Genomic DNA, 11012 nt, shown 5'->3' on the forward strand with positions numbered 1-11012 from the left:
CGATCTTCCTCTCCCAACCCGCCCAGGTCATAAGATGATAGCCATCGCCTGACTCACCTCATCTTGACGGGTAGGGGTCGGGGTTGCCGTCGTGCAGCACGTAGCCGACGCCGGGCAGGGCGCGGGGGATTTCCTCGGCGCGGGCACCGCGTTCCCGGGCGCCGTTGCCCAGGACGAGGTCCGGTTGGTCGGTTTCGGTCATCCGCAGTGCGACGCGGACCGGGAACAGGTCTCGGAACGGCAGGACTTCCTTGCGTGGGTCCTGCAAGGCCGCGATGACCACGACGCCGGGGGCGCGTCCCTGGGACAGCAGCAGCGGCAGCGCCGCGCCGATGCGCTTCTTGAGGTCCCGGTCGGTCACGTAGGCGGTGAGCGACGCGATTTCGTCGACCACGACGACGATCAGCGGATCCGACGGGGTCGGCGTGTGCAACCGGCTGTTTCCCGCCAGCATCGCCGTCCGCTTCTGCATCCGGCCGACGGCATCGTCGAGGAGATCAGCGATGGTGTCCGTGCTGGTGGCGAAGCGGGTGAACAGCGGACGGCCGAAGGCCAGTTCCATCCCGCCCTTCGGGTCGCACACCCACAGCTCCACCAGCCCGGCATGGACCGCCGGGGCCAGGCCGCGCAGCAGCCCCCACAGCACCGAGCCCTTGCCCGCCCCGGTCGCTCCGGCGATCAGCACATGGGAGCCGCGCACGGGCAGCGTCCAGGAAGATCCATCCTCGCTGCGGCCGATCGGCACCGCTGACAGGCCCGCGACCAGCTGACCCAGGTCCGCCGACGAGCCAGCGGGACGGGAAGGGTCACCGGTGGCGCCGGCCGGGTCAGGGCCGGCACCGTCGGAGCCGTCGGAGCCGTCGGAGCCGTCGAGCGCAGCCGGGGTGACCGGGCGGGTCAGCGGGTCGTGGCGGTGGAAGGAGATCCGGACGAAGCGGAACGTCTCCCCGTGCACCTGGCAACGCCGCGCCCGGAAGACGTGCCGCAGCGCTTCGGCCTGCTCCGCCCACTGCGCGGGGGTCTGGCCGGGTAGGAGTTCCACCCGCAGTACGTCCACCGATCGGGACGCGCGGATTGACCGGATCCGCGGGAAGTACTCGTTAAAGGTCACCTGGTCGCCGGTCGAGGTGGGCATGCGGATGGCAAGGTCGGTGTGGACCATCGCCGGCTTCCATCGCCGCTGGTAGACGAACGTCAGCCGGGCGCGTCCGCACAGCCACCAGGCCACCGGCCAGAACGACCGGCCATGCACCCGCCACCACACGACGGCGAGCACCGCCAGGCCGCCGAACAGGATGCCCAGCGCAGGCAGGCCGAAGTGATGGACGAACAGCAGCGTCCCGAGCGTCGAGCCGACCGTGACCCGGTGCCGCCAGCAGGAGCGCACCGTCAACACCAGCCCCTTGCCGCCCACGGCCAGCAGCAGCATCCACAGCGGCACACGCATCTTGTCAGCACGGGTCGGGACCCGCGGAAAACGCTGGTCACCGTTGATTTTGGACATGGCGATACCACCCGCTTTTCGAGCGCACGAACCAGGGACAGGTGTTGCGGGAAAAGATTTCCCGGGGGCCCGGAATCCGGATACCGGAGTGTCCGGGCCGCCCAGGTGAACCGGCCGGATGTGGCCTATGCCGCCCGGAGTTCCGCCGGGTCGGCGGCATCGTCGGAGGCGAAGCGGATGCGTTCGCACTCCACGAGGTAGTCGTTTGCCGCGCCGATCAGCGCGTAGGCGAATTCGATCTGATCCGAGGTGACCGCGTTCAACGCCGGGGAAATCGTCATCCCCATCATCCCGAGCCGAAGCGTCAGGATCGGCGAGCGATGTGGGTACGTGTGGCAGTGCACCGACCAGTCCGCGCCGACCTGTAGCCCGAGCAACGCCGAGGAACGCAGACCGTCGAGTGCCGGCCGGACACGGCCGTTCATGCCGCCACCGCCGGACCCGGACGCCGACCGTTCGCCGCGCCCGGTGCACGCATGTCCGATGCCCGCAGCGAGTAGGCGATCTTCGGGCGTTCGGTGTTGCGCCGGTCGATGTAGGGCGTGAGGGACAGACCGTCGAACTCCACCGGCCGGAACGGAGTTCCAGGCAGCAGGTCCGGCGGGACCGGCTGTACCGCCGCCGTCATCCGGATCTTGAGTTCGTTGCTACGGGCCGCCGGGTCGGCGTCGATGACCTTGACCTGCCAGACCAGGTCTCCGGTCTCCTCGTCGCGCTGCTGTGCGTCCGCCACCCCTGCCCGGACCTTGTCGAAGTCGTTGACCGGGTCGACACCGACCACGAACGCCCCCACGGGAAACACCACCCCGAAGGCGACGGGAATCCGTCGTGGCACCGCCATGGATCCACCTTCCTCAGTCGTCTGTCCGACCGGGCGTTGCATCGGCCCGGTGGGTACGGAACGACAATGCCCCGCCGAACAAGCGCGTATCAAGCGCTATACCGGCGGTGCATGAGCAGTCGGGATCGAAGAATGTCGTCAGTGCATGAACTCATGCAGGCCATGCCGGGTCGATATAGGCGTTGACCAGGGCAGGACGGTGCATTGCCTATTCGCTAGCATGCCGTCCATGGATGATCGTCCCGGTGGTGTGAATGCCCCCGATGGCCGACGGGACACAGACGGCGAGGACTGGACGGCGGTGGCCGTGGCCATCACGGAACGCATGGCCGCCCGGCGCATCAGTCAGCAGGAGCTCGCCGACCGCGCGGGCATCGCCGTGTCCACGCTGAGGCTTGTCCAGCACGGCGCGAAGCGGCGTGTGCGGACCCGGACCCTGACCGCCATCTCCCGCGCTCTGGACTGGCCGGACGACCATCTGGTGCGGGTGCTCACCGCCGGTCAGGTCACGGCAGAGGGCGACGGGGAAGAGGCAGCGGTGGTGACGCGGCAGATTCTCGAAGGCGTCCGCGACATCCGGGACGACCTACGGGCGCTCCTGCGCCGGCTCGACGACCTCGACCGACAGCGCAGGTGATTCGTCTGCCCAGTGGCCGGCAGCACCGACGCATGCGGTCCCGGACATGGCACGGCCCCGGATCCATCGGGTGGGAATCCGGGGCCGCGGTGGCCGGTGAGGAGCGCTCACGGAGACCGGCCACGTTCATGGGGATGTGGTTCGGGTGGGAGGACCCGTGCCGCGTGCCGCCGAGGGGGTCGGCCGGGCGCGGGTCCTCCCGGTGGTGACGGGCGTGTCGTCGGGGGTTGGCCCGTCACCGGCTCACAGGCGGGTGGGCACCGCTTGGTCGACGTACATGGCGTCAGCGACCGCGTCGAAGGCGGCCGAGGTCTGGCCCCGCCGGACGGCCAGCGCCCGTTCCACCTGGTCGGTGCTCAGCAGCGCGTAGCCCTCGGCGAGCGTGGCGAGCATCAGAGTCTCGGCGTCGCCGAACAGGATGCCGCGGGTCTCGGTGTGCGAGCTCATCACGTCGCGTGCCCTGTCGTCGCAGATCCTGCCGGAGAGGATCCCGGCGAGCAGTTCACCGGCGAGCCGGGTCATCTGCGCATTGATCGTCGCCCGCTTCTGGGTGTAGCTATGGCACAGGTCGGCGATGCCGTTGACCTGGACAAGGTCCAGACCGATGTCGCGCCGGTGGTGCAGTTCCGGTAGGAACAGCCCTGCCGCCGGGGCGAGACTCGCCGCGCCTGCCGTGCGTAGATCGGATAGCAACCCACTACCTCCAAAGGATCATTTCGCGTGTCCGCCCGCCGAAGCGCGAGCGGATCAGGACTTGCGCCCGACGCCGCCGTACAGCCACACCTTGTGGATGTCGGCGGGTGGGGTGTCGGGCTTCCACAGCGGCAGTCGCACCACGCCCGGGTCGACGACGTCCGTGCCGTCGAAGAACCGAGTGACGGCCGCCAGGTGACGCAGCACGAGGGGAACGGCCGTGGTGGCGTAGGTGTCGACGATCGTGTTGACGGTCGAGGGTGCGAGATCGCCGGTGGCATGCGAGACGACGAGGTAGCTGCCCGAGGGCAGGGCATCGACCAGAGAACGCACCCGCGCGTGCGCATCGTCGCCATCGGTCAGGAAGTGCAGGACCGCGACCAGGAACAGGGCGATCGGCTGGCGGAAGTCGAGCGCGTCACGCAGTTGCGCGGCGTCGAGGATGAGCGCCGGGTCGCGCAGGTCGGCATCCAGGTAGGCGGTGCGTCCTTCCGGCGTGCTGGTCAGCAGCGCGCGGGCATGCACCAGAACCACCGGATCGTTGTCGCTGTAAACGACCCGGGATGCCGGGTCGACGGCCTGCACCACCTCGTGCAGGTTCGGACTTGTAGGGAACCCCGTTCCGACGTCGAGGTACTGGCGGATCCCGCACTCCGACGCCAGAAACCGTGCCGCCCGGGTCATGAAGTACCGGTTCGCGTGCGCCACCAGGGGAACGTCCGGCGACGCGGCCACCACTGCCTCCGCCGCCACCCGATCGGCCGGTAGATGGTCCTTACCGCCGAGGAAGTAGTCGTACATCCGGGCGGGATGCGCCACCGACGGGTCGAGTGACGCACTCGGCGGGAAGACGGCCGGATCCCGTCCGCCGACGGTCTGACGAGTTGTCATCCGCTGATCTCCGCTCCCGCGTGTATGGCAGGCAGGACGAAAGCGCCCGGGTAACGCCGGCCCCGGGCGTAGATCCGAGCCGCCGACCGCGTACCGAAGAACCCGATCACGCCGACCAGCGGCCCACGCTGGCCACGGATGACGACGGCCCACACCACCGGACGCCCGCTTCCTTCGCCGTCCGACGCAGGCAACGGGCCGCCCGACCCCGACTCGTCATCGACCGATCCGTCCTGACCGGATGCCCGGGTGCACACCAGCTCCCGCCGAGACAGGCCCCGCTTTGTCGGCCTGTGCCCCGTGTCAGCCGGGATGTACTCCGTCGAGCGTGCATCCTCCGTTCCGACGTCCGGTTCGGCCTGTTCCTCCGTTCGCACGGCGCCCCTCATCGCATCCCCTTCGCTGATCGGTGACCGGCGCACCATCCGCCGGGGCGCCGGGAGGGCCGAGCCGTCCAGGTCGCCGGCTACCGGCGCGAGCTGGACGAGATCCGGTGTCGACGCCGTCCGCGGAGCCGACTCGGCACGGACGGCGTCGACTGCCATCAGACTCACCGACACCGCCCGAACACGGAATGTCGAGGCGGCATGGATGCACGGCATTGCACCGCCGATCCCACGAGCGCCGAACACGCAGATCAGCGCTGTTCCGGCGCCGTTTGACCGCCTGATCCCGGCTTGGGATGTCGACACGGCATGCCGCCGCTATGCTCACCGTGCTGGTCTGCTCACGCCGATTGCCCCGACTGTCACCGACCGAAAAGCGACGAATGACCGCCGACACAGACAGCCCCTGGCAGCGCTACACCGTCTCCGCCGAGCTACTGGCCCGCGACGACATGGCCGCCGCCCTGCGCGGCCGGGACTTCGGCGCCGCGTTCCTGCTCATGCGCAAATGGGATCATGTCAGCCAGGATCGGATCGCCTCGTCGGTCGAGGGGTTCAGTCAGTCGCGGGTGAGTCGGATCGCCGGGGGCAAGGCGAAGGTCGAGGACCTCGACGTCATTGAGCGCATTGCCGATGGTCTGCGGATCCCCGGGGCGATGGTCGGTCTGGCCCCGCGCCCATGGGAGGCGTCCGGAGCGGTCGGGGCCGCCCCGCATCCGCCGCGGGAGGCGCTGCGGGTTCCTACCCACCTGCGAGAGCAGGCCGGGGCAGCGTTCGGGGCACCGCCGGCAGCGCCCCGCCGGGACGAGGTCACCGACTCCATTCGCCAGCTACTCGCGTGCATCGAGCCGCCGACCGCGGGTCGGGGCGGTCGGGTGGAGCTGCCGCCGTTCGACCTGGAATCGAAGGTCTTGGGCGCGTGGAGTTCCGGCCGCCCGCGGGAGGGTTCCCCGGCGCTGGTGATGGTGGCCGGGTTCCCGGGATCGGGGAAGACGGAGTTCGCCCGGTTCATCTGCGAGATCACCGGCTGGTCGTTGCTGGACAAGGACACGATGAGCCGCCCGCTCACCGAGTCCCTGTTGCTCTCGCTGGATACCGACCCCAACGACCGCCAGGGCGAGACGTACACGGGCAGGATTCGCCCGTTGGAGTACCGGGCGATGTTCGACACCGCGTTCGACAACCTGCGGTTGGGCTTGCCCACGGTGGTGACTGCGCCGTTTGTCCGTGAGCTGACCGACCCGGCGTGGTTGGAACGGATGAAGAAGCGGTGCGCGAACGCCGGGGCAGCGATCGCGGTCGTCTGGTTGCGCTGTGACATCGACTCCCAGCGCGACTACCTCGAATCCCGCGACGCCGCCCGGGACACCTGGAAGCTGTCCTACTGGGACGAGTACGTAGCCACCATCGACCCCGACCAGCGGCCGGTGTGCACGCACTACGTGGTCGACAACAGCCGCCACGCCCGCAGCAACCTCGCCGAACACGCCCGCCGCCTGGCCAGCCGGATCCGCGATGCCTCCTGACGCCGTCATCCTCTACGGGCCGCCCGCGTCCGGCAAAGACACGATCACCGCAGCCCTGACCAGCCGGGACGGTCGGTACGTGCATTTCGACCGGCTGAAAGTCGGGGCGAATGCTCGTGCGCCCTACCGGGTCGCGTCCGACGACGAGCTCGGCCGCCTCCAGGCGCAGGGGCTGATCCTGTACGCGAACGAGCGATACGGGAACGTGTACGCGATCGACCGGCCCCGCCTGGACGAACTCACCGCCGCCGACCGGGTACCGGTGGTGCACCTCGGCCAGATCGCCGGTATCGAAGCCCTGCACACTGGCTATCCCGCCCGGTGGGTGACGGTGTTGCTGTGGTGCCCTCGTCAGGTGACCGCAAGCCGCGCCCGCGAGCGCGGGAGTACCGACGTCGACGCGCGGCTGACCGTGTGGGACGAGACATCGACCGACCTCGACAAGGCCGCCGGGACAGATCTGTTCGATCTGGTTCTACGGACCGACCGCCGGTCGCCCAAGCAGGTCGCCGACCTTATCCACCGCGCCGTCACCGACCCTTCCACCGGCACCGTCTATTCGTATGACCCGATGGACTGACCGCCCATGCATCTTGTGCTTCCTGCCCTGACCTTCCGCACGCCCAGCGGAGACATCGACAGGCCCACCACTGCCGAATACTCCCGCCGCGCCGCACGGACATGGGCGCACCGGTTCATCCTCTCCGGCACTACCACCGGCGGACACCAGACCAGCGAAGCCGACCGCGCCACGGTCGTCGAGCTGTGGACGGAGACGATCGGGGTGGACCGGCTAACCGCATGCTGTTGGACCCCCGCCGACATCACCCACGCCACCGCTGCCGGAGTCGTCCCGATGGTCGTCCTACGGGACTTGACCAGCGACCGTGACGCACTGAACCTGTTCGCCAGCCTGCCGCGCCCGAGCTACCTGTTCAGCCACCCCGAATTCAGCCCCACCACCCTCACACCCCAGCTTGCCGCCGCAGCCCAGACCGCCGGAGTCCTGCCCGCCGCCGCGAAGGTCTCCAAGGTCCGACCGGACACCATCGCCGCACTTCGCACCGAGACCGGCCCGAACTTCACCCTGTGGGATGGCACCGCCCGCCACATTGCCGAAAGCCTGACCGCCGGAGCCGACGGCATCGTGACCGCACCGCTGACCCATCTACCCGACCCGTTCCCGACGGACGACGTCACCGAGCTCCAGGCCGCCATCGACGCCGCCCAAGACCATCTCGACACCCAGCATGGCCGGGGCGCCCGCACCGCCGCACTGTTCGCCATGGCCACACCCCAACACCCGAGCAGGGGAGCCTGAAGCGCTATGCCTGCCGAATTGCTCGTTTTAGGATCAAGAGGCGGTGTGGCCCGCGCCGCGCGGCGGCTGCGCGCGGCCGCAGGCGGCCGTGCTCGCCGGCGTGTCGCCACCCACACCGCGCAGATCATTCCCCCGGGATCTTTAGCCGTCGCGGCCAGCGGGCGGCAACGGCGGGTGGCCAGCCATGGGACGAGTCGTCGCCGGAGGCCGGTCACGTCGCGCACACCGGGCAGCAGAACGTCGAGTATGGCCGGGCACACAAGGGCACAGCAGGGAGATGGAGCAAGTCGCATGACAGTCCGCCCGTATTTGCCGTCTCATCTGTGACCGCCACGGAATGCTCTCACTACCTCTGCGATGGCTCGCAGCACGGTCGCGATGGGGTCTGCGGTGCTCGGCCGGATCGCCACTAGCAGCACGGGAACCAGGACGATCAGAGCGGCGGACGAGACGAAGGACATGAGCGCCATGAGATCAAGGCTGCCAGGTAATCCTCAGTATTCACATTCGTGTCACGACCGCGAATACTAGTCGAGTAGATAGTGTCGACGGCGGTGCCGCCGCATGCGTCGATCTCTCACGATTGAATGGATGATCAAAATTGGGAATCCGAGTCCAAGATCGCTGGTGGCATCCATGGGAAAGATTTTCGTCATGTCCAACCTGCCGCCAGGACTACCCGGGAGTCCGGGGGCAGAATGAGGCGTGGTACGAGACGGATCTTGGAGATGGCTGGCTTGCGGCATTCCGACTCGCCGCAAAGAACGGTCATCCGATCATCGCAGAGCTTAGAATCTTCCCAAATCATCCCGGCAAGCGTGACCCTGGAACTTGGTGTGTCGAACAAGAAGGTATCGCGAACGCCGTAAAATTTGTACCCTCCGGAGGCATCACTCCCAAAAAAGTGCGAGGCGTCACGGTCGAACGAGAAATGAAAACGGCAATAGTTGCCCTTCGTGACTTCTATGAGTTTATCCGCGAATCCGCAGTCGATCGAGACCAGTTGGAGAGTGATGACGAAATGCCACTTGTCATCGCAGGAATGTCTGCCGCGATCAAAGCTGAACCCAGGAGGAGAAAGCCTGGAGGTGCACTTGATGTTCAACTTGCAGAGATTGCTCGAAGGTATGAACAGATATACGATAATCCTGATACTCGAAGGACGGTAACAAAATCTCTTGCAGAAGAGATAGGCAAGAGTGGAGGTCAAACCTCCCGACTTATTCACCAGGCTAGAGAGCGGGGTCTACTTTCGGGTGGAGATCAACGCGGACGGTCGGGCGGTCGCGCAACCCCGAGAGCTCATGAAATATTGCGAAATTCTCGCCAAGAGAACTCGGAGTCTCCTAAAATGTAACGAATCCGACTGGAAATTAACACAACCAGCCCAGACCGGGGCGCTGGCGGGCAAACCGTCGATAATTTTTATGCCGACGGTCAGGCTCAGCGGATTTCCACGGAAATTCCCGGAAGATCTAGGGATCGCAAGGTAGGCCACACTCTTGATTCCTACCGGGAACCTGATCTATAGTCATCTATTGGATGGCCTTCGACGCTCCGTAATTTTTTGTGTTTTGGTCCTGGCATCCTCGACGCTCGATCCAAAAAGTATGGCGTTACGCTTGACAATTAGATCGTCTACCTCGGCCAGCGCTAATTTGTTGGCGTCCCTTAGCGATTCGTAGAGCCATGAGTTTATATCGACAACGAGTTTTCCGTGTCGCTCAATGAGTGGCCCTAGCGCTATTTCGTCTCCTGCGTTCTGAATGAATTCTCTTGCCTTCGGCGTCCAGCGGTCCCATCGCGAGAGATCGTTCGTGCTAAGTTCAATCGCGCTAACCGTCTGCTGGCCAGGCGTGTTAATTCCGGTGATGGTCAACTTGTGGCCGATTAGCGGAAGAGCCCTATGAAGGGTGAAGTTCCGCAAATCCTGCACGAAAGCGATCTCCAAATGGGAGGAAATTTGCGACCTTCTGCGCTCAAATTCACCCGCAATATCTCCTGTTCTATTGCGCATGGCGCGCCGCGCGTGGTCGACCAAGGTCATAGTTCCGGCGACGTAATTGTGAAGGCGCTGCACTATCTCTGCGGAATACTTCTCCTGGATATCTGAGGGGGAGACATTCTGTACCAATTCCATCGCCAAAAGGAAATCCTTGGTGGGGCGATCCAGGAGGGTCGTCAACTCATCCCAGTTTGGAATAAAAACGTTATTCAATGTGCGTGCCAGTGTCGTGTATCGCGCATGCTCTTGATAGCCGGGATGTTCGCCGATTCTGCGTTCAGCCTCGCGGAGCTGAACCCTAAGATCGTGGGCACTATTATTCATAGTCATTGATCTGCCACCATCTATCGAGCCTCCGTAAAGCGGGACCTGCTGTCAGAGGTGACAGCCATTCAGGCTACCAAGCTGGGCACCGATAGAGACAAGTGGCCGCATCTGCCTCCGCAGCCGCCGCGATGAGCACAGACGTCCATAGACGGTGGAAGGTGTCGCCGAGCCCCTACCTGAACAGCCGGACCTCGGTGGACGTTCGCGGACATCCGTGGATGAGCCGCCGAAGATCCCATAGTCCGCTGGTCGAGAGCCTTGGACGGCGGGACCTGAGCAGTCCAGCCATGCACGTGATCCGGTGGGCATCCCGTCGTCGCGCACGCCAGGGGGCAGAAGAGCAAGCAGGGGGCACGCCAGCGGCCGGCCGGGAGACAGAGCCAGTTGCAACGGACAGCCCGACCCGTTCCGCCCTGCCAGCGGCGAGACTGTCTGTGGTCTCCTGCCGGAAGTGCATAGCAAGATCGAATTTCCCCTGAACCGGCAAGCAGGATCGTGCCGGTCAGGCCAGGCGGGAGCACCCCAGTGTGACAGCCACGCTGACAGCCAAGCCGACGGACGGTGGCGGACGCGGACGGACGCCAGCGGACGAGTCCTGGCAGGTTCCCGGGCTCAGCGGACGTCCACGGACATTCCCGGAAGATCCAGATATATCTACGGATCAGAAGGTTGGGGGTTCGATTCCCTCCGAGCGCACCCTGTCCCACTTGGACTTTCGTCGTGTTGGCGGGTCTGATCGTGTTGCGCGTCCCTGTATGTGTCCCTATAGCTAGAGGGATGGGGGCTGAGTATAGGGATGGCCGGCAGCCCTACCCGTCAAGATGAGGTGAGTCAGGCGATGGCTATCATCTTATGACCTGGGCGGGTTGGGAGAGGAAGAT

The 11012-nt window shown here is 65.9% G+C and carries 12 protein-coding genes; 4 read left to right on the forward strand and 8 right to left on the reverse strand.

The genetic code is table 11. The features are described from left to right. Positions 1 to 58 precede the first annotated feature (58 nt). The 3 genes from MXD61_RS04680 to MXD61_RS04690 form a co-directional block, all read right to left on the reverse strand. The gene (locus tag MXD61_RS04680; RefSeq protein WP_248811622.1) at positions 59 to 1504 is read right to left on the reverse strand and encodes an FtsK/SpoIIIE domain-containing protein; all 1446 of its coding nucleotides are present in this window, start codon (positions 1502 to 1504) and stop codon (positions 59 to 61) included. Positions 1505 to 1629: 125 nt separating this feature from the next. Further along, on the reverse strand, positions 1630 to 1929 hold the full coding sequence (locus MXD61_RS04685) for a hypothetical protein (protein WP_248811623.1): 300 nt from the start codon (positions 1927 to 1929) through the stop codon (positions 1630 to 1632). Next, on the reverse strand, positions 1926 to 2345 hold the full coding sequence (locus MXD61_RS04690) for a plasmid replication, integration and excision activator (RefSeq protein ID WP_248811624.1): 420 nt from the start codon (positions 2343 to 2345) through the stop codon (positions 1926 to 1928). The genes MXD61_RS04685 and MXD61_RS04690 overlap by 4 nt, the downstream gene beginning before the upstream one ends. Positions 2346 to 2574: 229 nt before the next feature. Between MXD61_RS04690 and MXD61_RS04695 the strand changes: the two genes are divergently transcribed. Continuing rightward, positions 2575 to 2982 (forward strand): helix-turn-helix transcriptional regulator, encoded by a 408-nt coding sequence (locus MXD61_RS04695; protein ID WP_248811625.1) that lies wholly within the window; start codon positions 2575 to 2577, stop codon positions 2980 to 2982. A 243-nt stretch (positions 2983 to 3225) separates the two neighbouring features. Here the strand turns inward: MXD61_RS04695 and MXD61_RS04700 are convergent, their stop codons facing one another. Genes MXD61_RS04700 through MXD61_RS04710 form a run of 3 tightly spaced genes read right to left on the reverse strand, consistent with a single transcriptional unit; the run spans position 3226 to position 5120 of the window. Further along, entirely contained in the window at positions 3226 to 3675 is a 450-nt protein-coding gene (locus MXD61_RS04700) for a hypothetical protein (protein ID WP_248811626.1), read from the reverse strand. 54 nt (positions 3676 to 3729) lie between these two features. After that, complete coding sequence (locus MXD61_RS04705; protein ID WP_248811627.1) at positions 3730 to 4566, reverse strand: SAM-dependent methyltransferase; 837 nt, start codon at positions 4564 to 4566, stop codon at positions 3730 to 3732. After that, positions 4563 to 5120: a hypothetical protein gene (locus tag MXD61_RS04710; protein WP_248811628.1), complete on the reverse strand. Its 558-nt coding sequence runs from the start codon at positions 5118 to 5120 to the stop codon at positions 4563 to 4565. The genes MXD61_RS04705 and MXD61_RS04710 overlap by 4 nt, the downstream gene beginning before the upstream one ends. 215 nt (positions 5121 to 5335) lie before the next feature. Between MXD61_RS04710 and MXD61_RS04715 the strand changes: the two genes are divergently transcribed. From MXD61_RS04715 to MXD61_RS04725, 3 genes are read left to right on the forward strand one after another with little or no spacing between them, the layout of a single operon-like run. Continuing rightward, positions 5336 to 6478 carry an AAA family ATPase gene (locus MXD61_RS04715; protein ID WP_248811629.1) on the forward strand — a complete coding sequence of 381 codons (1143 nt, stop codon included), beginning with the start codon at positions 5336 to 5338 and terminating at the stop codon, positions 6476 to 6478. Next, positions 6468 to 7058 carry an AAA family ATPase gene (locus MXD61_RS04720; RefSeq protein WP_248811630.1) on the forward strand — a complete coding sequence of 197 codons (591 nt, stop codon included), beginning with the start codon at positions 6468 to 6470 and terminating at the stop codon, positions 7056 to 7058. Before MXD61_RS04715 ends, MXD61_RS04720 begins: the two co-directional genes overlap by 11 nt. A 6-nt stretch (positions 7059 to 7064) precedes the next feature. Beyond that, positions 7065 to 7799: a hypothetical protein gene (locus MXD61_RS04725; protein WP_248811631.1), complete on the forward strand. Its 735-nt coding sequence runs from the start codon at positions 7065 to 7067 to the stop codon at positions 7797 to 7799. A gap of 652 nt (positions 7800 to 8451) precedes the next feature. Here MXD61_RS04725 and MXD61_RS04730 read toward each other — a convergent pair. Both MXD61_RS04730 and MXD61_RS04735 read right to left on the reverse strand, forming a co-directional pair. Next, complete coding sequence (locus MXD61_RS04730) at positions 8452 to 8904, reverse strand: hypothetical protein (protein WP_248811632.1); 453 nt, start codon at positions 8902 to 8904, stop codon at positions 8452 to 8454. Positions 8905 to 9330: 426 nt separating this feature from the next. Then, on the reverse strand, positions 9331 to 10128 hold the full coding sequence (locus MXD61_RS04735; RefSeq protein WP_248811633.1) for a hypothetical protein: 798 nt from the start codon (positions 10126 to 10128) through the stop codon (positions 9331 to 9333). Positions 10129 to 11012 lie beyond the last annotated feature (884 nt).

The organism is Frankia sp. AgPm24, assembly GCF_023243055.1.
Classification (GTDB): domain Bacteria; phylum Actinomycetota; class Actinomycetes; order Frankiales; family Frankiaceae; genus Frankia; species Frankia umida.